This is a genomic window from Chryseobacterium sp. WG23 (genome assembly GCF_024586575.1).
Lineage (GTDB): Bacteria > Bacteroidota > Bacteroidia > Flavobacteriales > Weeksellaceae > Chryseobacterium.
On the sequence record NZ_JALCZE010000006.1, the window covers coordinates 187,346 to 209,034 of the forward strand.

The window sequence follows — 21,689 nt, forward strand, 5'->3', positions numbered from 1 at the left end:
TCCATTGATACTTTTGATTTTTATGAGGTGATTACAATTATTTTTCTACGTTTCTGATAATGACAACCTGCCCGCCTTCTTTATTGGTATTGACTCCGGAACCATCAGGATTTTTAAATTTATCTAACTGCCAGGTATGAGAATGAATGTTTACCGTAAAGGTGTTGGGAACCCCTATGATATCTGAAATATCAGTCATTGCTCCAAATTCCCATGAACCGAACTTCTGAAGATCTCCGGATTGGTTATAAGCCGTCTGCCATGCCGAATCATTTCTGTTGTGTTTCATATTCAGCCATGGTTTATACTGTTTCGTAGCGATATTAAGCTGCCATATGTAAGAATCATGGCCTGCAGCCTTATAATAAGAATCTCCGTCTTCCTGAATATACACATAGTTCTCAGTAACACACAGGTTATCTGGATTGATAAGATTATGTCCAGGATTGGAATCTCCTTCTGCTACAACTTCCAACTTTCCTGTCAGCATATTATTAGCATTTAGAACAAGCTTATAAACCCTTCCCCACATCGTTAATCCCGGTTTTGGATTCACTCCGTCAGAAGATTCTCCGGTGGCTGTAAAATAAACTTCTCTTCCTTTTCCGGCTCCTTTTCTGTAATCTACATCTTCAACTCTTGAAAAACGGATCGCATTATTATCAATATTTTTTTGATTGATCTGAGCTCCTGTAAGGTTTTTAGCATTAGGAATCTCAACGAACTCCACATCATAGCTGCTGCCTTTTACCATGTCAGTCTCAGTATAGCTGTTGTTTGTTCTTTTTAAAGAATATAACTTTCCGTTATCAAGATCTCCCTGTGTATTGGCTACATACATGATCAGTTGCCCTGCAGACTGATGAGAAGAAGAATAAGACTGATCTTCACCAATGATGATATAAGATTTTCCGTTGGATACATCTTTAGGAAGAGGAACTGCATTTTCCATAGAAGCCTTTCCTAAGGCAGGTTTTACTCTTGTTTTATCTGTTGCCTGGGAAGTTGATGCCAATGGATTTAAAGCATGAACCATACTTTCTTCACCAGATTCTCCGGCAGTAAGAAAAGCACTGAAACCATGAGTTTCGGGAGTGGCTAATGTAGCAGAACACAACCTTGTCATTCCTCCTGTTCCATTGAGAATATATTCCCCTTTTACAGGTCTGAAAGTTTTATCTAAATATACCCTTGATACGGATTGTTTGATCTCATGGTTGGTGATCATCAGATAACCGTCTGAATTAGGATCTTTCATAATGCCCATTCCGTCCGGCTGACCTCCAAAAACAAAATCTGGAGAACCTGAAAGAATATCAGAACTTGAAATAAGTGTGGTGATATTTAAATTTTCAAAACCAGGCATTCCAAAAACGAACGCAGATTCTTTAGAAAAATTTTCAAGTTTGATGTTGTCATTGACAGGGGTATTGCTATCCCCGTTATTGTCATCGTTACAGCCCTGGAATACAAGAGCAGCAAACAATAGCGCGCCAATAGTTTTATTAATTTTCATAATTACTTTTTTGAATTTCGATAATACAAAACTAATACTCCGGTGTTAACAGGGTTTTAATAAGACAAAACAAATAGTTTAAGATTAAGCAATGATTTGTTAAGATAAGATCAATAATTAGAACTGTTATAAATAAAAAATTGGCTGTTTCAAGTGAAACAGCCAATGGTAATATGATAATAATACTCTATTTTAGATATGTAATGCCTTTTGGTAAGCATTTTCTAAACCATCCAGGTTTTTACCTCCGGCAGTTGCGAAACCAGGGTTTCCACCACCACCACCCTGGATCTCTTTGGCAAGATCTTTTACAATAGCTCCGGCCTGGTAATCTGCTGCAAGATCATCAGATACCCCTACAGTGATCATAGGTTTTCCATCTGCGTCAGAAAGAATGATGGTCACAGAAGCTGGGATTTCTCTTTTCAGCTGGAATACGATGTCTTTAACAGAACCTGCATCCAAAGAGGTTTTCATTACCAAAAGCTGTTTGTTGCCTTTCTGCTCATAAGCATTTTTCCAGTCGCCGATTTCTCCTTTTGCCTTCTCTTTTTTTAGAGCATCTACTTCAGATTTTAATGATGCATTTTCTTCGATAAGTTTTTCGATAGACCTTACTACATCTTTAGACTTCAGTAATTGAGAAAGCTCACTGATCTGCTGTTCCAGATTTTTGAAATATTCTTCAGATTTATCACCTGAAATTGCTTCAATTCTTCTGATTCCTGCTGCTGCAGAACCTTCAGAAGTGATTTTGAAGTGACCAATTTCACTGGTGTTTTTTACGTGAGTTCCTCCGCAAAGTTCTTTTGAACTTCCAAATTGGATCATTCTTACACTGTCACCATATTTTTCACCAAACAAAGCCATTGCCCCTTTCTCTAAAGCCTCCTTAATAGGAATATTTCTGAATTCCTGTAAAGCAATACTTTCTTTGATCTTATGATTTACTTTTTCTTCAATTAAAGCTAATTCTTCTTCCGTCATTTTATTGAAATGAGAGAAATCGAAACGAAGATAATCAGGACCTACATAAGAACCTTTCTGCTCTACGTGAGTTCCTAAAACATCTCTTAATGCCTCATGTAAAAGGTGAGTTACAGAGTGGTTAGCCTGGGAATTTTTTCTGTCTGAAGCATTTACTTTAGCGTAAAAAACTGCTCCACCATCTTTTGGAAGACCGTTGATCAGTGAAATGATCAATCCGTTTTCTTTCTTCGTTTCCAATACCTCAAAGCTTTCAGAAGCGTTTTCCAGGATTCCTTTATCTCCCACTTGTCCACCACCTTCAGGGTAGAAGGGAGAGCTGCTCAGTACTACCTGATAAAATTCTCCGTCTTTATTTTCTACCTTTCTGTATCGGGTAATATAGGTTTCGGATTCCGTTTGGTCATACCCTACGAACGTTTCCGGCTTTTCCTCTAAAACCACCCAATCATATACTTTTTGAGCAGAGTCAGATTTGGAACGCTGTTTCTGCTTTTCCATCTCAGATTTAAACCCTGCTTCATCAATCGTTAATCCTTTTTCCTCAGCAATAATTCTTGTTAAGTCATCCGGAAAACCATAGGTATCATAGAGTTCAAAAACTTCCTCGCTTGGTAATATTTTTAAATCATCAGCAATCGTCTGCTGAATTAATTTTTCAACTCTGATCAGTCCGTTTTCAATGGTTTTTAAGAATGATTCTTCCTCACTTTTAATAACTTCTGAAACCAGTTTACCCTGCTTCTCCAATTCAGGGAAGAATTTGCCCATTTGATCCTGAAGAACAGTTACCAATTCAAAAAGGAAAGGTTCTTTCATTCCCAGGAATCTGTAAGCATAAGAAATACCTCTTCTTAAAATTCTTCTGATAACGTATCCGGCACCTCCATTGGAAGGCAATTGTCCGTCAGCAATAGCAAAAGAAACCGCTCTGATGTGGTCTACCACAACACGGATAGCAATATCTTTTTCGTCCGTTAAAATACCGGTGTATTTTTTACCGGAAAGTTCTTCAACTTTAGAAATTAGCGGTGTGAAAACGTCGGTATCATAATTGGAAGACTTTCCTTGAAGAGCCATACAAAGACGCTCAAAGCCCATCCCTGTATCCACATGCTGAGCAGGAAGTTTTTCCAAAGATTTGTCTGCTTTTCTGTTGAATTCCATGAAAACCAGATTCCATACTTCCACTACCTGTGGATGATCCTGGTTAACCAGTGTAATCCCGGGAACAGCGGCTTTCTCTTCCGGAGTTCTTAAATCGATATGGATCTCTGAACACGGTCCGCATGGTCCGCTTTCACCCATTTCCCAGAAGTTATCTTTTTTATTTCCGTTAATGATCCTGTCCTCTGAAATATGAGATTTCCAAAAATCATAAGCATCCTGATCTCTGTCAAGGTTTTCAGAAGCATCTCCTTCAAAAATAGTGACATATAAATTTTCTTTTGGAATTCCATATACATCAACCAATAGTTCCCAGGCAAAAGCAATAGCCTCTTTTTTAAAGTAATCCCCGAAAGACCAGTTTCCTAACATTTCAAACATGGTATGGTGATAAGTATCTCTACCTACATCATCCAGGTCATTATGCTTCCCTGAAACTCTCAGACACTTTTGTGTATCGGCAATTCTTGGGGCGGTAGGCGTTTTGTAGCCTAAGAAAAAATCTTTGAACTGCGTCATTCCTGAGTTGGAAAACATAAGGGTAGGGTCGTCTTTCAGCACAATAGGAGCTGAAGGAACGATCAGGTGGTCTTTACTTTTAAAATAATCTAAAAATTTTTGACGTATCTCTTGTGATGTCATAGTATTGCTTTTGCTTTTTAACGTATCAAATTTTGATAAGATGCAAATTTAATGTTTTTAGGTGATTTAATATCTACTATTGAATATTTTCAGATAGGTTTATCAAATGTCCGGCATAATAATGGAGTATGGTTTATATTTTTAGCTGCGAACAGTAATGGAGAGATGCCATAAAAAAGTCAACTGTGCATAAAATAAATAATCATTATTCACCATAACTTTGCAATTTTCCATTTAACTTATTACCTTCGTTATGATCTGAATAAGATAAAAAAACATAAAAAAATGATGAAAAACGAAGTGCTGAAAAACTGGATAGAACACTATTCAGAACCGCTTTTAAAGAAGGCTTTCTATCTGCTTTCGGATAAAGAAGAAGCTGAGGATATCGTTCAGGATGTATTCATCGCAGCATTTTCATCATACGATTCTTTTGAAGGAAAAAGCCAGCCGCTGACCTGGCTGACAGCTATTTTAAACAGGAAAATTGCTGATTTTTACCGTAAGAAATATAGATCCGAACCCAATATCAGGCTCGATCATTTTTTTGATGAAGCAGGCTCATGGAAAAATAATGATGTATTGAATGACTGGAATGCCGCCGGCAAAGAATCTGAACTTTTGGATGATTATGATTTTAATAAAACATTGGAAGAATGTATCGAAGAACTGCCTTCCAGATGGAAAATCCTGTTGAAAATGTATTATATTGAAGAAAAAAAAGCACCCGAAGTGAGTCAGGAATTCAATGTTTCAACGACTAACCTTTGGAAGATCTTGCAACGCAGCCGTATGCAGCTTAGGGAATGTCTGGAATTTAACTGGTTTTCAAGATTATAACAATTAAAATGGTAAAGAAAATTCTACATCTATTATTTCTGCCGTGCAGTGAAGCCACACTGCTCATGGAAAAACGCAATGCCCGGGCTATTTCTTCTAAAGAAAATAGGAAACTCAGTATGCATCTTATGATTTGCAAATGGTGTAAGATGTACAATAAAAAATTAGCATTATTGGATACCCTATTTAAAAAGACCCTTTCTGAAAAGGAAGTTGAAATTAAAGATTCTGATATACAAGATTTTAAAAATAAAATGATGGAAAAATTAGATTTTTAAGAAAATCTTGTCAGGATTTCGAAATACCTCCGACTATACTTTTGAAAATAAAAAAGTATAATTTAAAAAATTTAAAACATGGTCGGAACAACACAATCTAATGAAAACACAAACAGATCCTCATTAGGATATTATGTATCGCTTTTTGGAGCGGCTCTTATTTTGCTCTGGATTGGTATTTTCAAATTTACCCCTACTGAAGCTGTTTCTATAAAACCTTTGGTGGAAAACCATTTTCTAACTTTTTTCGTATATAAGATGATGAGTGTTCAGGCAGTGTCAAATCTTATCGGAACGATAGAAATTATCATTGCTTTATTACTGATATTTAGTGTGAAATTTGCAGTACTGAAAAAGTATGCGGGAATAGGAATGATAATGACATTTCTGGTAACGCTAAGCTATCTGTTTACAAGCCCGGGAATGTGGAAAATAGTGGATGGCATTCCGGTGACAGACTTCTTTATTTTAAAAGATCTTATGCTTTTAGGATTTGGACTGATGATCGTTCAAAAATAATAAAAATGAATAAAAAGAAAAAAATGAAAAATATATTAATTGTACTCGGTATTATTCTGGGTATCGCAGTCTTTGCTGCAGGTTCCGGGCTGTTTAAAAATACGAAATCCGGAAAAGAAGAAGTAAAAAAAGAAAATCAGGAAACTATGGATAATAAAAATGTCAGAGAAATTTATTTTGCAGGTGGATGTTTTTGGGGAACAGAGCATTTCTTTCAGCAGATTCGCGGAGTAGTGGGAACAGAAGTTGGATATGCCAATGGAAATACACAAAATCCCACCTATGAAGAAGTGGTAAGCCATACCACAGGTTTCGCAGAAACAGTAAAAGTGAAATATGATCCTGAACAGGTTGACCTGAAACTGTTGATTGACCTTTATTTTAAAACCATTGATCCTACCAGTAAGGATCAGCAGGGGAACGACAGAGGAAACCAGTACCGTACAGGAATTTATTTTAAAGATAAAAATGATGAAGCTGTCGTAAAAGGAGAAGTGGAGAAATTGGCTAAAAACTACACTAAACCGGTAGTGGTAGAAACTGTTGCTTTGAAAAATTTCTATAGGGCAGAAGACTATCACCAGGATTATCTGGATAAAAATCCGGGAGGCTACTGTCATATTGAACCGGGACTTTTTGAAATGGCCAAAAAAGCAAATCCTCTTCCAAAAGCTGCACCGAAAGTAAAGTATGAGAAACAGGATAAAAAAGTTCTGAAAGACAAACTTACTGCAGAACAATACAATGTAACCCAGGAAAATGGTACGGAAAGACCTTTCCAAAATGAATACTGGAATGAAACCCGTGAAGGAATTTATGTAGACATCACTACCGGAGAACCTTTATTTATTTCAACGGATAAATTTGAGTCAGGATGTGGATGGCCTAGTTTCTCTAAACCTATTACAAAAAAATTAATAGACGAAAAGCTGGACAAGTCGCAAGGGATGACCAGAGTAGAGGTAAGAAGTAAAACAGGAGATGCTCATTTAGGGCACGTTTTTAACGATGGTCCTGAAGATAAAGGAGGATTGCGCTACTGTATCAACAGTGCATCCCTGAAGTTTATTCCAAAAGCAGATATGCAGAAAAAAGGATATGGGGAATATATTCCGTTATTAGATAAAAAGTAATGTGAAATATGAAAGGAAGAGACTGTCTTTAAGGCAGTCTTTTTTTGTTAATAATGCGTCTGAAACCTTTCTTTGATGCTGAGTATTGAAATACTGAACAATATCAGGAATCCCAGAATAAGATAGTAAGCTTCTTTCGTCAGGTGGGAGAAGAATTCCTGAGCTCTATCAATAATATTGGGTTCGGGGATAATGCCTGTTACTATTGAACCTGAGTCTATTATTTCAACTTCTGTATCATGGCAGAGATAACAAGGTTCGGGAGATGACCTTTGATAGGTGACAGGAACTAGAAAATGACCTGTTTTTTCAAGATCCAAAACGTACTCTTCATGTCTTGAAATAGCCATATCATTTAATAGAGAAACAAAATCTCCATATGTATTTTCATTCCCCAAGATAAATTCGATGCCTGTGTTTTGCTCATTCCTTTGTTGCAGTGCTTTCACTTCTGAAACATACAGATCAGAGTTTTCCTTTGCTTTACCGGAGGGCACTTTTATTTTTTTATAATTTAAGTTTCTCAGTGGTTCAAGTGTACTGCTATAACTCTTGTCATTATTTATTTTTGCGGGAATTCCAATATCTATTACTGATACTGCTATTTCTTCTATTTTTCTGTTTCCGTAATGCCAGAACAAGACAGGAATGGTCAGAGCACTTATTAACCCCGGAAAATAATAAATCCTTTTCATACTAACTTTTTTTGTTGATTTGAAGACTTTCCTTAATGCTGAGCATGGAAATATTTATAAACAGTAAAAATGCAAAGATAATGTAATAAGCCTGTTTAGGAAGCTCAAGTATATATTTTATCTTTTCAAAACCAGTGTAGGATGGTTTATTCCCATGATGATACTCACCACCAACATTATCATAGCATCTTTCAATTCTATTAGGATCTTTATAAAAGTGTAACGCAAAAAAATGTCCTGTTTTTTCCATGTCTACACCATAAGCTTCCTGTTTAGAGAGAATCATAGCATCGATTAACGCTATAAAATCCTGATAAGTGTTTTTATTTTCTATAACAAATTCAATTCCTTTTTCCTTTTCATTCTTTGCCTGTAACTTTTTAAGTTCGGAAACATAAAATTCCCGGTTTTGAAGAGCGGTGCCTGGTTGAACTATGATTTTTTTGTAGTTCCAGTTTCTATAGGGCTCAAAAGTATTGTCTAAACTGGTTTGATGGGTAACTTTTGCAGGAAGTGCGAAATCCATACCTGAATAGGGTGGATGAATTCTCTGGCTTCCATAGTACCAAAATAAAACAGGGATCAAGATGGCACTGAACAATCCCGGAAAATAATATATTTTTCTCATCTGCGTGGTTTTTGATAAAATTAATAAAAAAACTAATTACGATGTATACTTGTTGATGGTGATAACCATTGTTTTTTATATAAATATAGATGGGTAATTAATTGATAAAACCCAAAAAGAATATCAATTTTCATTATATTTTTAAGATTAAAATATTAAATTTGATAGAACTAATAGGGAAATATGAAGTTAATTGAACTGGCAGAAGAATTGAAAGTCTCTGCAGAAGCGATCAAACAATTTATACAGGATTTTGACCTTGAGTTGGTAGACTGTATCAGCACGAATTTTGAAGTGAAAGAAGATTTTGAAAAATTCGCCCGTGAAAACCTGGATTTTTTAAAGCTTTATGAAAAAGATCTTGATAAAAATAAAACCCTGGAGCAGATTGCTGAGGTAATTAATCAGCCTAAAGAAAAGGTTGAAAAAGCAATCAAGGACAATAATCCTAATATTTTTGACAATGGCTTTTTCAAATCCTCTATTTCAAGTTATGGTATTGATAATAAACTAGGCGGAAATTACCAGTTTGTCTATGATTATTTCGGGCATAAGACGAGTCTGAAAAAAAGAGATTTTATAGGCTATAGAGATTTGTTTTTTTACACTTCGGCAGTTTTAGAGCCTTTTCTGAATCCTCAGCAGATCAAAGACTGGGGAATCAATAAGCCGGCAGGGATTATTTTATATGGACCTCCCGGAAGTGGTAAGATTTTCTGGGCCAATAAGATTGCTGAAATCATAGGATACAGCTTTAAAGAAGTCAAAAAGCACTATTTAGGAACATCCCTGATTGATGGGAACGAAATTAATTTCAGTGACTTTTTAACGTCTATGCTGAAAGAAAATAAAATACTGCTTTTTCTCGATGATTTTGACGAAATTATGATGCAGAGAAAAGCAGAAACAGATATTGCTTCCTGTAATCTTGAAGTCCAGGAGCTTATTCTTCATTATATCGGGAAATTTGAAAAAGAAGGGGTTTTGATGGTAGGATCTGCCAATTCTGTTTCAGAAATAGATGAGGAGATTCTTGCTCCGGGAAGATTTGATGTGATGATTCCCATATTCCCTCCCAATGCTTCAGAGCGGTCAGAAATTATCTTATATGCAATGACCAGAGAGCTGGAGGAGGATTCTCTCCTATACAAAATTCTTATCTACAATAAGGCGGATAAAGTTCCGTTCTGGCACGAGATTTCATCAAAAATGAAAGCTTTCAGCAATACCATGCTGATTGATTTTACCCAAAGTCTGAAAAAAAGAATTAAAAATCTTTACCAGAAAACAAAGAATGAAAAGCTTAAAATTGATCAGGGACTTTTGAATGCTGCTCTAAGAGACGCTGCGGGGAAACTTACCGAAGAATATCTTGATCAGGTAGCCCGATTTTTAGCTGATGTCATTATCAATAATTTTGATGAATTTCAGTTTAGAATCAAGGCACTTAAAGCTGAGCTGGAGTCCTATAAAGTAGTGGAAGAACCAAGACGGGCCATAGGTTTCTCTCATAATGAAGAGGAGAAGAAGACCAAATAGAAAATTCGGGGTTCGGGTTCGAGATGCAGGATGCGAGTGTAAGGGTGCGTGATACAGGATACAAGGTTTAATAGTATGTGATCTGAAATCTGATGTCTGATATCTTGGCTCTTGGTTCTTGGCTCTTATTTCTTATCCCTTATCTCCACTCTCAACGTCTCCTATCTCAAATCTATACATCCTACTTTTTACATTATACATTATACATTATACATTGTACAAATGATCAGCATCTGGGAATTAGAAACCTTTTACAGAAAAAGAGATATTATCATTATAGGAGCCGGTTTTTCCGGGCTTTGGACTGCTGTTTCCATTAAAGAGAAATATCCTGAAAAATCGGTATTAATTATCGAGCGCAATGCAGTGCCGCTTGGTGCTTCAACGAGAAATGCAGGATTTGCCTGTTTTGGAAGCCTGACAGAGGTGATTGCCGATGCTCAGAATATGGGGTGGGAAAAGACCCTGGATTTGGTTGCTATGAGGTTTAACGGGCTTCAGAAAATCAGGGAATATTTTAAAAATGACGAAATAGACTTTGAACTTAGCGGAGGATATGAAATTTTGAATAACGAAGAACCCTTACAGTATATTGATATCGTTAATGAAAAACTGAGATCTGTTACCGGACTTGAAAAAACGTACCATCTGAAACAGTATAAAATAGAAGACTTCGGTTTGGGAAAATCAAAGTTTCTGATTGAAAATAGCTGTGAAGGAAGTTTACATTCCGGGAAGCTGCTGCAGAGGCTTTTAGAAAAATGCCATGAACTTAAAGTCGGGTTTTTATTCGGTACCGAAGTGGAGAATATTGACGAAAACCCTCATGAGGTGATGGTTCATCTTTCAAAAGGTCTTTCTGTAAAAGCAGATCAGCTGATATACTGCACCAATGCTTTCAGCTCAAAATTCCTGGAAAAAGAAGAGATTATTCCCGCCCGTGGACAGATTCTTCTCACGGAGCCTATAGAAAATCTGAAATTAAAAGGTACATTTCATTACGATGAAGGATTCTATTATTTCAGGAATTTAGGAAACAGGGTTTTACTGGGAGGAGGCCGGAATCAGGATTTTAAAACAGAACAAACTACAGCTTTTGAAACCACCGAATTCTTGCAGAATCACTTAGAAAACTTTTTAAAAGAAGTGATCTTACCGGATCATGAATATAAAATAGCCCTCCGGTGGTCAGGAATCATGGCCATGGGATCAGAAAAAACACCTATCATAAAACAGCTTTCAGAAAAACAGTTCTGTGCAGTAAGGCTTTCCGGAATGGGCGTGGCACTTGCTCCAAAGATTGGGGAAATAGTGGCGGAGATGATTTAAATAAGAAACCTGTATAGATGAAATATTTACCTTTTGAACATATAATTTATAGGACAAATTTATCCGAAGAAGAAATACTAGCAAAGATTTCCGGGTTTGTTGAAGCCAAAAAATTTCGTTTTAATAATAAACCTACCAAAGACTTTGAAGGATTCTCTACTGATCATAGTTTTGAAATAAGTAGAATTATAAAGGGAAGAAATTCTTTCCTTCCTCAAATAAGTGGGGTAATTCAAAAAAATAATTATGAAACACAAATTGAGGTCAAAATGACATTACATTGGTTTGTATCTATTTTCTTACTATTTTGGTGTGGCTTTGTACTATTATTTTTTATAGCTGCATTTGTAACAGAAGAAAAAATATCTATGAATTTTTTCATTCCTATCTTTATGCTTTTATTTGCCTATATTTTAACGATGTGTGGTTTCAAAAGTGAAAGCAAAAAATCGAAAGAATACCTGAAAAGAAATTTTGAAGCAAAAATAATTAAGGAATAAATATCACTTGGCAATTGCCAGGATCAAAAAATAATAAATTAAAGACCATACGTTACACATCGCTCATATTCTATAATAGGTTTTAAAGAATCAAGAATCAAGAATCAAAATAAAAGGTAAAGAGGGAGAATAGCTACCCTTAAATCTTATATCCCGTACCTCGTATCCCGAATCCCGCATCTTACAACACTTTCAACTTTGAATTCTCAACTCTAAAAGAAATCCGTATTTTTGCAAAAAGAATAAATCGTGATTAATAACGACCAGATAAAAGAAGTTCAATCCAGAATTGAAGACTTACACAGATACCTTCAGATAGAAAAAAAGAAAATAGAAATAGCCAACGATGATGAAAAAACGGCTGCTCCTGAGTTTTGGGATAACCCTAAAACAGCAGAAGCCTTTTTGAAACAGCTTCGTTCCAAGAAAAAATGGGTGGAAGGTTATGATGAAATCCAGACACAATTTGAAGATCTTCAGGTTTTAGCAGATTTTGCTAAAGAAGATCCGGATTCTGAAAAAGAACTGGATGAAACATTTCCACAGTTGGTAGAAAAAATCGAAGATCTTGAATTTAAGAACATGCTTTCCAATGAAGGGGACGAGCTTTCTGCTGTTCTTCAGATTACTGCCGGAGCCGGAGGTACAGAAAGCTGCGACTGGGCATCAATGCTGATGAGAATGTACACCATGTGGGCAGATAAACAAGGATATAAGATCCGGGAGCTTAATTTTCAGGAAGGAGATGTAGCCGGTGTAAAAACCGTTACCCTGGAAATTGAGGGAGAATATGCCTTTGGATACTTGAAAGGAGAAAATGGAGTACACCGTTTGGTAAGAATTTCACCTTTTGACAGCAATGCCAAACGCCATACAAGTTTTGTTTCCGTATATGTGTATCCTTTGGTAGATGATACTATTGAAATCAATATTAACCCTGCTGATATCAGCTTTGAAACCATGAGGTCTTCAGGAGCAGGAGGTCAGAACGTAAACAAAGTGGAAACCGCAGTACGTTTACGTCACGCACCAACCGGAATTATTATTGAAAACTCAGAATCCCGTTCACAGCTTCAGAATAAAGAAAAAGCAATGCAGCTCCTTCGCTCAAGATTATATGAAATGGAATTGGAAGAACGTATGAGAGCAAGAAATGAGATTGAAGCCAATAAGATGAAGATCGAGTGGGGAAGCCAGATCAGAAACTATGTGATGCACCCTTACAAATTGGTAAAAGATGTACGCTCAGCATATGAAACATCAGATGTGGATGCCGTAATGAACGGAAATATCACCCCTTTCTTAAAAGCTTTCTTAATGGCAGATGGAACGGCGGTTTCCGATGATGATATGGAGCTATAAATATCATGTTTTATTTTTAGTTAAAATCTTATAATTTATTTTTGTTTCAGGTATTTTAGACCTATTTTTGTTGTTCATCGAGATATATGGAAGATTTTAATAGCTGGAAGGATTTATTAAACCCGGAGTTTTACATAAAAATGGGAGGGTTTTGGCTTATTTTGTTTATTGTTTTTGCTGAAACAGGTCTTTTTGTAGGATTTTTTCTTCCTGGAGACTCTCTGTTGTTCGTTTCGGGGATTTATGCCGTTGAAATTATCAAAGAGACATTCGGCTCCACAGGGAGTGATTTCCTGGATACTACTATTTTAGCTACCGGAGTTGCATTAGCTGCAATTATAGGAAATGAAGTAGGATATTATTTTGGAAGAAAAGCAGGTCCCGCCTTGTATAAAAGACCGGATACAATGCTTTTTAAGAAGAAATATCTGTATCAGGCTCATGATTTCTTTGAAAAACATGGAGCGTTAGCCATTATTATGGCCAGGTTTTTACCTGTTGTGAGAACCTTTACGCCTATTGTTGCAGGGATTGTGAAAATGGACAAAAAAGAATTCTTAAGAGATAACATCATTGGTGCTGTCTTATGGTCATTCATTTTGATTTTTGCAGGACATTATCTTGATAAATTATTCATGGAACAGTTTGGAATCAATCTGAAAGAAAAACTGGAATACATTATCATTATTATTGTCCTTGTAACCACACTTCCTGTGATTGTAAAGTTTGCTTTTGGAAAAAAAGAAGATCTTTCTTCCAAATATGACAACAGGGATTTCGAATAGTAAACAAAACGTTATACAATACATAACCTGCTTTTTTAGCAGGTTATTTTTTTATCCATTCCAGGATATTCGGATAAATAATACTGTCTCTTTTTCTTTTACTGAAAAACCGGGGTACATGACCTGTTTTCTTCATAAAGACCAACTTGTGGGGGATATTCATGCTGGTAAGAGCAGAATCCATGGCAAGTCCCTGATGATGATTGACCAGGAAATCATTATTCCCCTGAAAAAGCAGGGTAGGAACACTGGTGATATTAGCTATCGGGCTGGCTTCCTTAAATGCTTCAGAAACATTCTTTCTGTCGAACTTAGTTCCCACCACTTTCTGAAAGGTAGGAGAAGTGTATTTGGAATAAAACGAATTAAGATATTCCGGGCTGTAAAAATCTGTAGGGCCGCTTAAGGAAATGATTTTCCTGATCTGATCGGAATGTTGATATCCATATAGCAAAGCGAGATGCCCGCCGGCACTTTCTCCAAGCAAAACATAATTATTGGGAAGCAGCTCAGCTTTTTCTGTTAAAGAATTAAATCTTTCAATAGCCGATCCGATATCTTCGAGTTGCTGTTTATAGGTGATTTTTTTTCGTTTAGAAACCAGCCGGTAATTCATATTGATACTTGGAATTCCATTTTTGAAAAGCATCTTTTGAACCTGTATCATATGTTCTTTTTTTCCTAAAGTCCAGGCGCCACCATGAACAATAAGAACTACAGGTGCATCCCGGGCATAATCTTTGGGAAGAAAAATATCCATCTTCTGCCTTTTATGCTCTCCGTACTGTAGATTATAGATTTTCTGCTGGCCTCCCGGACCTACCCAGACCCTGAATCTGGTATTACATGAATTGAATATAAAGCTTATACATCCTAAAACAAAGAAATGATATCTGAGGACTAGCTTTTTCATACATCAAATGTAAGAAAAATATGACGATTTACAGACCATTCCGAATAATCCCACTTAGCTTTTTTCAGCTAATTCCTTTAACTTTTGATTCATGATATTGAAGCTGGTGGCTGTATTAGTAAAATTAAAAAACGGGACAAGGATACCTGAAAACTGCTCTGACTGGATAAATTGAGTGGTCCCGTTTTTATTGTCAACCAGCTCAAAATGATGTTCTCCATCAAATATTCCCTTGAACAATAGTTTTCCTACCCATTTTAATTCTTTATTTTCTTTTTTAGATAAAATGACAGGCTTGAAAACCATCCCCTTTTCTCCCTTTGGTTCAATGGTAACCCGTATTTGATTACCTTCTTCTACAGATCCCTGGATATTGGTAATAAATGGATTCCAGTATGGATAATCCTGAAAATTGGTTAATATTTTCCATACTTTTTCAGGACTGGCATGAATGGTAATTTCTGTTTCTATTTTCTTTGACATGATAAAATGATTTTATGCAGGCAAAGTTCGGTGAGAATACTAAAAATCCACTTGACAAAAATCAAAGATTTCCTGTAGCAATTTTATTTCTTATCCTGCTGAAAGTCTCAGAGGTCATCCCAAGCATTGATGCAATATACTGCAAAGGAATTTGATTGAATAATTGAGGATTTTCATTAAAAAAACATAAATATCTTTCTTCAGCGGTCATTGATAAATGACTGTAAACTCTTGTTTCAATGGTGGTGAAACAATGAATGATGAAGGCTTTTTCTAAAATGTGCCATTGAGGAACCCGGCCCTGTAGCTTTTCGTAATCAGTCTTATTGATGGTGTATAATTCTGTATCTGTAAGAGCCTGAATAGTCCATCTTGCCGGAATATCAGCCATAAAACTGGATAGATCCGTTACAAAATATCCCGGAGTGGAAATCCATTGTGTAATCTCTTTTTTTTCAGTTTCACAAAAGATCCTTAAAAACCCGGAGCGGATAAAACTTAATTTTGTGCTTTTCTTCCCTTGCTTCAGGAAAAAATCATTCTTTTTAATAAGCTCCGATTTGAAAAAAGAGATGATTGTTTTTAAATCATCAGCATCAATATCTGTAAAATATGAAGTAAGGCTATACTCAAGATCAATATTTATTTTGCTCATGGTTGAGGGAATTCTAAGTTTTCAGCATATCGGTGTAGAGAACTATTGTATCTGGGCAGGTGTTTGGATAATGCTTTTAAGGCTAAAGATAATGCTTCTTTGTTTTCACCTGCAGAATAAAGAGAAAGGGCTAAAAAAGAATCGACAGCATCATTCAGTTCATCAGAATAATTTGCTTTTTCTTCTCTCAAAATATAGATGCTTTCTTCTATTTTTCCATTATTTCTTAATGTACTTGCCAGCTGAATTCTTGCTCTTCTTCTTCGTAAACCTGATAATCCGAGACTCAATGCAGATCGGTACAGTGGTTCGGCTTCCTCTTCATGTCCGGTAGAGTCAAAAGCACAGGCCATTTCAAAATGGGGGATAGCCTGTGAACCTGAAAATAATACTGTATGATCTTGAATTTGCTGAATGAATTCTTCATTGCTTATTTTTCCAAATTTCAGCCAGATGAGCTGTAATTGGGTTTCCCAGTTGGCTAGGTCATTCATTTTTATAACAATTTAAGCAAAGATATAAAATGTTGAAAAAGGAGCACTGCTTTATGATTTTGCTCGTTCTTAAAATTATTGTCATATTATGAATAAGGAAACGGAATTAAATAATTATTTTTGCTAGACTTAACAAATATTAAAAAAATATTAAAATATGGCTTCAGGCTTTTTTGCAATTTTAGATGATATTGCAGCATTGATGGATGATGTAGCAGTGACCAGTAAAATAGCTACACAGAAAACGGCAGGTATTCTGGGAGATGACCTGGCTGTAAATGCTGAAAAAGCTACAGGCTTTCTTTCTTCAAGAGAGCTTCCGGTTTTATGGGCTATTACCAAAGGTTCATTTATTAATAAACTGATTATTCTTCCCATTGCCTTTTTGCTCAACTGGCTGTATAAGCCGGCTATTGAGATGATCCTTATTCTCGGAGGACTGTATCTGGCTTTTGAAGGCGTAGAAAAAATTATTGAATTCCTGTTTCACCGTTCTAAAAAAGGGCATGAAGTAGTGGAAGAAAGTAAAGAGGAAGACAATTCTGAAGTATCTGAAAAAGCAAAAATAAATTCAGCCATCCGAACAGACTTTATTCTTTCTATTGAGATTGTCATTATTGCATTAGGTACCGTTATACAGGAAAACCATCCGTTGATTACCCAGATCTTAACGGTAACTTTTGTGTCGTTTATAGCTACTGTAGGAGTGTATGGAATTGTTGCCTTAATTGTAAGAATGGATGATGCAGGGTTTAAGCTGATCAAAAAAAGCCATGATAAAGGATTCTTCTCCAAGCTAGGACACTTATTGGTAAAGGCGCTGCCTGTTATTATTAAAGTTTTAGGAGTGGTAGGAACAATCGCTTTGATTCTGGTTTCAGGAGGTATTTTTGCTCACAATATCCATTATTTGCATGAACTGTTACCAACATGGCCTGCTATGCTTAAAGAATTTACTTTCGGAATTGTAGGAGGCTTGGCTGCTGTAGCGGTTTTTACTATCGGAAAAGCAATATATTCTTTAGCAGTGAAAAAGTAAATTAAATTTTAAATAATTGATGCACAAAAATCCTGTACAACGTTGTACAGGATTTTTTATGTATAGCCATTAGAGGTAAAACTTTTAAATACAAAAGGATTCCCGTAAGAACCCTTTTTTATATTAATTGAATAAATCTTTTACTTTATCAAAGAAAGTTTTTTCCTTACCGGATGGTTCTGCAACCATTTCTCCGCTGGACATCTGCTTCTCAAAGAAATCTTTCTGTTCCTTTGTAAGCTTCTGTGGGGTCCATACATTGATGTGAATAAACATATCACCTTTTCCATAGCTGTCGATGCTTGGAAGACCTTTTCCTGCCAGCCTTAATATCTTTCCGGACTGTGTTCCCGGATCTACGGTAATCTTTACCTTACCTCCTACAGTAGGAATCTCTCTTTTAGTTCCCAGTGCAGCTTCTGCAAATGATACATACAATTCCTGGTGAAGATTGTCACCTTCTCTTTTGATTGTTGCATCCACTTCTTCCTCTACAATAACCAGTAAGTCTCCCGGAATTCCTCCAAATGGAGCATCATTTCCTTTTCCTCTTACATTAAGCTGGATACCATCTCTGGCACCGGCCGGAATATTAATAGTGATCTCTTCTTCATCTTTTATAAGCCCCTGTGCATTAGCTCCTGCAGGAATTTTATCTGCAACTTTCCCGATTCCCTGGCAGGTACTACAGGTAGCCTGTGTCTGCATCTGACCGAACATCGTGTTCATTATTTTAACCTGAACACCGGAACCGTTACAGGTAGGACATGTTTTTGAAGTAGCGCCTTCTGCTACTTTCATTTTTTTAACTTTAATGGTCTTTTGGGTACCGTTCACCATTTCTTCAAGGTTCAGCTTGATCCTGATTCTTAAATTAGAACCCTTCACCTGCTGGCGTCCGCCGCCGCCACCTCCAAAACCTCCGAAAATATCTCCAAACTGACTGAAAATATCCTCCATATTCATTCCGCCTCCGAAGCCTCCGCCTCCGAAACCACCATTTCCGCCTACTCCGGAATGACCAAACTGGTCATATCGGGCACGCTTCTGATCATCGCTTAATACCTCATAGGCTTCAGCAGCTTCTTTGAATTTTTCTTCAGCCTCTTTATCTCCTGGATTTTTATCCGGGTGAAATTTGATGGCCATTTTTCGGTATGCTTTCTTTATTTCGTCGGCTGATGCAGATTTGCTGATCTCCAGAACCTCGTAGTAATCTCTTTTTGACATGACTTTCTCTATCTATAATTGATGATTGATAAATGATAAAAGATATTTAAGTAATAAAAGTATAGCTACCTATCAATTACCACTCATCATTTATCGTTTATACTATTAGTTTCCTGTTACTACTTTTGCAAAACGGATTACTTTATCACTTAAAGTATATCCTGTTTCAATAACATCTACAATTTTACCTTTTAAATCTTCTGATGGAGCAGGGATTTGAGTAATAGCTTCATGGAAGTCTACATTGAAGCTGTCGCCGGCTTTTACCTCGATTGCTTTTAATCCTTTTTCAACAAGTCTGTTTTTGAATTTCTGATAAATAAGTTCTACTCCCTGTAAATCAGATTGATTTCCGTTTTTAGCAATTTCTTTTAATGCTCTTTCAAAATCATCTAATACTCCAAGCATGGAGACCATCATATCCTGATTGGCATATTGGAAGAATTCCATCTTCTCCTTAGATGTTCTTTTTTTATAGTTTTCAAACTCTGCATACAATCTGATGTAACGGTCTTTCTCTTCTGCCAAAAGTTCCTCAGCAGAAGGAGTAGCTGTCACATTGTCCTCAGATACGGCTTCGTTCTGAATATTGTTTTCTCCTTGATTATTGATGCTTTCTTCGTTAATATCCTGGTTTTCCATAATTCAATATTTATTTACAGATTGTTTGACAAAGATTCTGCCAAATCAAAAAATCAGGACATTAAGGCAGTCTGTTTTTTCAAATAAGGATATTTGAACTTCAGCCTGCTTATTATATAGGTTAAAATATAGAAATTATACTAAAGAACGGTGGGTTATCTTATGATTTGGAAGTTATTAACCAATGACTATGATCATTGCAACAAATAGTTGGATTATAATAATAATAATAATAATAATAATAATAATAATAAATATGAATAAGAGTGTTCTTCCAAGTACAAATCCTTATTAAAATTACTGATGCCTTCAGATTATATAACCAGAATATGTATGGTGGTGTAGGATAAGTATAAAAGAATGACAGCTAATATAAAAAATACTCTTTCATTTTATAAGTTTGGCAGCGATAATTTTATCACTGCCAATTAACTTTTATTTTGTCACGGTAGTTACAGTTGGAGTATATATACCAAATGTTACAGTAGCAATCAATCCATTGATAAAAGTTTGTCTGGTTTTAACGGTATAGTCTTCTGCGGTACCGGCCATTGCTCTGGAATCAGAAGAAGAACCTGGAACTAAACCTTCAATGTAATAATGATTCCATTTTGTAACCTTTTGGGTACCTAATGCTCCTTTTCCTACAACACTTGTATAGGAGTAACAAGATGTTAATAAAATTGATGCTGCAAAAGCAGCAGTCATCATTCTGAATGTGTTTTTCATTTTTGGAAATTTAAATTATTTATAATTAACAATGTCTGATAAATTTAATTTCTCAGTGACAGAGTTTCATTGTCAATTTATATTCCAAAAATGTTTTTTATTTAAATATTTATGATAAAATTGGCGTTTCTTTAAATAATAATCAATTAATTATGATTTTCTTTTGCTATATTAAATTTAAATTAAATTATAATATAGGGTTGGATTAATTTTCAGAGAAAGTTTGATACAGTAAATAAAGATTTAAAATAATGATAATGATAGAAATAATCCAGACACAAACTTTTAAGAAAGGTTTATTGACAAATTCTCCCATTTTGGCTTTATCATTGGTAAACATCACTAAAGGTACTACTGCAAAACTTAACTGCATAGAGAGGATAACCTGACTTAAAACCAATAAATCTGTTGTTCCCTGCTCTCCGTAAAGAATAGCAACAATTAAAGCCGGAATAACGGCAATAAGTCTTGTAATCAATCTTCGCAGCCAGGGTTTTAGTCTGATATTTAAAAAACCTTCCATTACGATCTGGCCTGCCAGCGTTCCGGTAAGGGTTGAATTCTGTCCTGAAGCAAGCAAGGCAATAGCAAAGGCGATACTTGCCATAGAAGCTCCTAAAATAGGAGTCAGCATTTTATAAGCATCATGAATATCAGCAATATGTTCGTTCCCTGTAGTGTGGAATGTTGCCGCTGCAAGAATAAGGATCGCAGCATTGATGAAAAAAGCAAGCATAAGTGACACTGTGCTGTCTAAAGTGGCAAATTTTATCGCTTCTTTTTTACCTTCTCTATCCCGGGTATAATCCCTGGTCTGCACAATGCTGCTGTGGAGATATAAATTGTGAGGCATAACGGTAGCTCCCAAAATTCCGATAGCGATATAAAGCATTGCAGGGTTCTGGATAATTTCTTTCTGTGGTACCAAGCCTCCAAGGATCTCATTAAAAGCCGGTTTGGATATTACTATTTCGTATACAAAACAGGATAAGATGATAAATATAAGTCCGCCTACAATACTCTCAATCCAGCGGAATCCTTTTGCCTGGAGCAAAAGAATAATCAAAACATCAACAGTAGTAATAACGATTCCCCAGGTTAAAGGAATATGAAACAGCAGATTTAAGGCAATAGCAGAACCTATAACCTCGGCGAGATCACAGGCAGCAATGGCTATTTCACAAAAAATCCAGAGTATAAAATTGGTGGTAGGATTGAAATGATCTCTACAGGCCTGTGCAAGATCCCTTTCTGCTACAACTCCCAGTTTTACAGATAAATGTTGTAAAACCATGGCGAAAATGTTGGAAATAAGAATAACAGAGAGTAGGGTATATCCAAATTGTGCCCCTCCGGCGATATCCGTAGCCCAGTTTCCTGGATCCATATATCCTACAGCAATCATAAGACCCGGGCCTGCAAATGCCAGATATTTTCTCCAGAATGTTGCATTTTTTGGGACCTTAATAGAGGAATAAACCTCTGGTAATGAGTGTAGGGTTTTATCTTTACGCCAGGCGTTCTTTAAGTTGAAATTCATAAATGTTAGAAATGACTAACAAATTTAATTAAATAAATATAAAT

22 protein-coding genes are annotated in these 21,689 nt (G+C 36.0%); 10 read left to right on the forward strand and 12 right to left on the reverse strand.

Features of this window, described 5'->3' with window-relative positions:
• Window positions 1-37 precede the first annotated feature (37 nt).
• Window positions 38-1,516, reverse strand: coding sequence for a hypothetical protein (locus MP477_RS11165; RefSeq protein ID WP_257190485.1), 1,479 nt, complete (start codon window positions 1,514-1,516; stop codon window positions 38-40).
• Window positions 1,517-1,708: 192 nt separating this feature from the next.
• Window positions 1,709-4,312, reverse strand: coding sequence for an alanine--tRNA ligase (alaS, locus tag MP477_RS11170; RefSeq protein WP_257190486.1), 2,604 nt, complete (start codon window positions 4,310-4,312; stop codon window positions 1,709-1,711).
• Between the two features lie 285 nt (window positions 4,313-4,597).
• Here alaS and MP477_RS11175 point away from each other — a divergent pair, with 285 nt between their 5' ends.
• The 4 genes from MP477_RS11175 to msrB all read left to right on the forward strand — a co-directional run bounded on the left by MP477_RS11175 (window position 4,598) and on the right by msrB (window position 7,082).
• Window positions 4,598-5,152 (forward strand): RNA polymerase sigma factor, encoded by a 555-nt coding sequence (locus MP477_RS11175; RefSeq protein ID WP_257190491.1) that lies wholly within the window; start codon window positions 4,598-4,600, stop codon window positions 5,150-5,152.
• Between the two features lie 8 nt (window positions 5,153-5,160).
• Window positions 5,161-5,430, forward strand: coding sequence for a hypothetical protein (locus tag MP477_RS11180; RefSeq protein ID WP_257190492.1), 270 nt, complete (start codon window positions 5,161-5,163; stop codon window positions 5,428-5,430).
• Window positions 5,431-5,508: 78 nt separating this feature from the next.
• Window positions 5,509-5,949: a YkgB family protein gene (locus MP477_RS11185; RefSeq protein ID WP_257190495.1), complete on the forward strand. Its 441-nt coding sequence runs from the start codon at window positions 5,509-5,511 to the stop codon at window positions 5,947-5,949.
• A gap of 23 nt (window positions 5,950-5,972) precedes the next feature.
• Window positions 5,973-7,082, forward strand: coding sequence for a peptide-methionine (R)-S-oxide reductase MsrB (gene msrB, locus MP477_RS11190; protein ID WP_373567419.1), 1,110 nt, complete (start codon window positions 5,973-5,975; stop codon window positions 7,080-7,082).
• A 47-nt stretch (window positions 7,083-7,129) separates the two neighbouring features.
• Here the strand turns inward: msrB and MP477_RS11195 are convergent, their stop codons facing one another.
• Together MP477_RS11195 and MP477_RS11200 are read right to left on the reverse strand one after the other, a co-directional pair.
• A complete protein-coding gene (locus MP477_RS11195; RefSeq protein ID WP_257190496.1) occupies window positions 7,130-7,777 on the reverse strand; it encodes a hypothetical protein in 648 nt (215 codons plus the stop codon).
• A gap of 1 nt (window position 7,778) precedes the next feature.
• Entirely contained in the window at window positions 7,779-8,405 is a 627-nt protein-coding gene (locus MP477_RS11200) for a hypothetical protein (protein ID WP_257190497.1), read from the reverse strand.
• Between the two features lie 183 nt (window positions 8,406-8,588).
• Between MP477_RS11200 and MP477_RS11205 the strand changes: the two genes are divergently transcribed.
• From MP477_RS11205 to MP477_RS11225, 5 genes are all read left to right on the forward strand, one after another.
• Window positions 8,589-9,944 carry an ATP-binding protein gene (locus MP477_RS11205; RefSeq protein WP_257190498.1) on the forward strand — a complete coding sequence of 452 codons (1,356 nt, stop codon included), beginning with the start codon at window positions 8,589-8,591 and terminating at the stop codon, window positions 9,942-9,944.
• Between the two features lie 222 nt (window positions 9,945-10,166).
• Entirely contained in the window at window positions 10,167-11,273 is a 1,107-nt protein-coding gene (locus tag MP477_RS11210) for an FAD-binding oxidoreductase (protein WP_257190499.1), read from the forward strand.
• 17 nt (window positions 11,274-11,290) lie between these two features.
• Window positions 11,291-11,773, forward strand: a complete 483-nt coding sequence (locus MP477_RS11215; RefSeq protein ID WP_257190500.1) for a hypothetical protein — start codon at window positions 11,291-11,293, stop codon at window positions 11,771-11,773.
• Between the two features lie 249 nt (window positions 11,774-12,022).
• Complete coding sequence (prfB, locus tag MP477_RS11220; protein WP_084086130.1) at window positions 12,023-13,135, forward strand: peptide chain release factor 2; 1,113 nt, start codon at window positions 12,023-12,025, stop codon at window positions 13,133-13,135.
• 86 nt (window positions 13,136-13,221) lie between these two features.
• Window positions 13,222-13,920 carry a DedA family protein gene (locus tag MP477_RS11225; protein ID WP_230041300.1) on the forward strand — a complete coding sequence of 233 codons (699 nt, stop codon included), beginning with the start codon at window positions 13,222-13,224 and terminating at the stop codon, window positions 13,918-13,920.
• Between the two features lie 43 nt (window positions 13,921-13,963).
• Here MP477_RS11225 and MP477_RS11230 read toward each other — a convergent pair whose 3' ends face one another.
• The 4 genes from MP477_RS11230 to MP477_RS11245 form a co-directional block, all read right to left on the reverse strand.
• Window positions 13,964-14,833, reverse strand: coding sequence for an alpha/beta hydrolase (locus tag MP477_RS11230; RefSeq protein ID WP_257190501.1), 870 nt, complete (start codon window positions 14,831-14,833; stop codon window positions 13,964-13,966).
• Between the two features lie 54 nt (window positions 14,834-14,887).
• Window positions 14,888-15,316, reverse strand: coding sequence for an SRPBCC domain-containing protein (locus MP477_RS11235; protein WP_257190502.1), 429 nt, complete (start codon window positions 15,314-15,316; stop codon window positions 14,888-14,890).
• A gap of 61 nt (window positions 15,317-15,377) precedes the next feature.
• Window positions 15,378-15,971, reverse strand: a complete 594-nt coding sequence (locus MP477_RS11240) for a Crp/Fnr family transcriptional regulator (protein ID WP_257190503.1) — start codon at window positions 15,969-15,971, stop codon at window positions 15,378-15,380.
• The gene (locus tag MP477_RS11245; protein WP_257190504.1) at window positions 15,968-16,465 is read right to left on the reverse strand and encodes a tetratricopeptide repeat protein; all 498 of its coding nucleotides are present in this window, start codon (window positions 16,463-16,465) and stop codon (window positions 15,968-15,970) included. The genes MP477_RS11240 and MP477_RS11245 overlap by 4 nt, the downstream gene beginning before the upstream one ends.
• A 157-nt stretch (window positions 16,466-16,622) precedes the next feature.
• Between MP477_RS11245 and MP477_RS11250 the strand changes: the two genes are divergently transcribed.
• On the forward strand, window positions 16,623-17,504 hold the full coding sequence (locus MP477_RS11250; protein ID WP_257190505.1) for a DUF808 domain-containing protein: 882 nt from the start codon (window positions 16,623-16,625) through the stop codon (window positions 17,502-17,504).
• A gap of 123 nt (window positions 17,505-17,627) precedes the next feature.
• On the opposite strand, the gene dnaJ is transcribed toward MP477_RS11250, so the two are convergent.
• From dnaJ to MP477_RS11270, 4 genes are all read right to left on the reverse strand, one after another.
• Window positions 17,628-18,734: a molecular chaperone DnaJ gene (dnaJ, locus tag MP477_RS11255; RefSeq protein ID WP_230041306.1), complete on the reverse strand. Its 1,107-nt coding sequence runs from the start codon at window positions 18,732-18,734 to the stop codon at window positions 17,628-17,630.
• Between the two features lie 105 nt (window positions 18,735-18,839).
• Window positions 18,840-19,376: a nucleotide exchange factor GrpE gene (locus tag MP477_RS11260; RefSeq protein WP_306552752.1), complete on the reverse strand. Its 537-nt coding sequence runs from the start codon at window positions 19,374-19,376 to the stop codon at window positions 18,840-18,842.
• Window positions 19,377-19,811: 435 nt separating this feature from the next.
• A complete protein-coding gene (locus tag MP477_RS11265; protein ID WP_230041347.1) occupies window positions 19,812-20,105 on the reverse strand; it encodes a Bor family protein in 294 nt (97 codons plus the stop codon).
• Between the two features lie 205 nt (window positions 20,106-20,310).
• Window positions 20,311-21,645 carry an Nramp family divalent metal transporter gene (locus tag MP477_RS11270; RefSeq protein ID WP_230041346.1) on the reverse strand — a complete coding sequence of 445 codons (1,335 nt, stop codon included), beginning with the start codon at window positions 21,643-21,645 and terminating at the stop codon, window positions 20,311-20,313.
• Window positions 21,646-21,689 lie beyond the last annotated feature (44 nt).

Bases quoted from the DNA above. Each gene is read 5' to 3' on its own strand.
- MP477_RS11165 (WP_257190485.1), bottom strand. From the start codon at position 1,516: ATGAAAATTAATAAAACTATTGGCGCGCTATTGTTTGCTGCTCTTGTA.
- alaS (WP_257190486.1), bottom strand. From the start codon at position 4,312: ATGACATCACAAGAGATACGTCAAAAATTTTTAGATTATTTTAAAAGT.
- MP477_RS11175 (WP_257190491.1), top strand. From the start codon at position 4,598: ATGATGAAAAACGAAGTGCTGAAAAACTGGATAGAACACTATTCAGAA.
- MP477_RS11180 (WP_257190492.1), top strand. From the start codon at position 5,161: ATGGTAAAGAAAATTCTACATCTATTATTTCTGCCGTGCAGTGAAGCC.
- MP477_RS11185 (WP_257190495.1), top strand. From the start codon at position 5,509: ATGGTCGGAACAACACAATCTAATGAAAACACAAACAGATCCTCATTA.
- msrB (WP_373567419.1), top strand. From the start codon at position 5,973: ATGAAAAATATATTAATTGTACTCGGTATTATTCTGGGTATCGCAGTC.
- MP477_RS11195 (WP_257190496.1), bottom strand. From the start codon at position 7,777: ATGAAAAGGATTTATTATTTTCCGGGGTTAATAAGTGCTCTGACCATT.
- MP477_RS11200 (WP_257190497.1), bottom strand. From the start codon at position 8,405: ATGAGAAAAATATATTATTTTCCGGGATTGTTCAGTGCCATCTTGATC.
- MP477_RS11205 (WP_257190498.1), top strand. From the start codon at position 8,589: ATGAAGTTAATTGAACTGGCAGAAGAATTGAAAGTCTCTGCAGAAGCG.
- MP477_RS11210 (WP_257190499.1), top strand. From the start codon at position 10,167: ATGATCAGCATCTGGGAATTAGAAACCTTTTACAGAAAAAGAGATATT.
- MP477_RS11215 (WP_257190500.1), top strand. From the start codon at position 11,291: ATGAAATATTTACCTTTTGAACATATAATTTATAGGACAAATTTATCC.
- MP477_RS11225 (WP_230041300.1), top strand. From the start codon at position 13,222: ATGGAAGATTTTAATAGCTGGAAGGATTTATTAAACCCGGAGTTTTAC.
- MP477_RS11230 (WP_257190501.1), bottom strand. From the start codon at position 14,833: ATGAAAAAGCTAGTCCTCAGATATCATTTCTTTGTTTTAGGATGTATA.
- MP477_RS11235 (WP_257190502.1), bottom strand. From the start codon at position 15,316: ATGTCAAAGAAAATAGAAACAGAAATTACCATTCATGCCAGTCCTGAA.
- MP477_RS11240 (WP_257190503.1), bottom strand. From the start codon at position 15,971: ATGAGCAAAATAAATATTGATCTTGAGTATAGCCTTACTTCATATTTT.
- MP477_RS11245 (WP_257190504.1), bottom strand. From the start codon at position 16,465: ATGAATGACCTAGCCAACTGGGAAACCCAATTACAGCTCATCTGGCTG.
- MP477_RS11250 (WP_257190505.1), top strand. From the start codon at position 16,623: ATGGCTTCAGGCTTTTTTGCAATTTTAGATGATATTGCAGCATTGATG.
- dnaJ (WP_230041306.1), bottom strand. From the start codon at position 18,734: ATGTCAAAAAGAGATTACTACGAGGTTCTGGAGATCAGCAAATCTGCA.
- MP477_RS11260 (WP_306552752.1), bottom strand. From the start codon at position 19,376: ATGGAAAACCAGGATATTAACGAAGAAAGCATCAATAATCAAGGAGAA.
- MP477_RS11265 (WP_230041347.1), bottom strand. From the start codon at position 20,105: ATGAAAAACACATTCAGAATGATGACTGCTGCTTTTGCAGCATCAATT.
- MP477_RS11270 (WP_230041346.1), bottom strand. From the start codon at position 21,645: ATGAATTTCAACTTAAAGAACGCCTGGCGTAAAGATAAAACCCTACAC.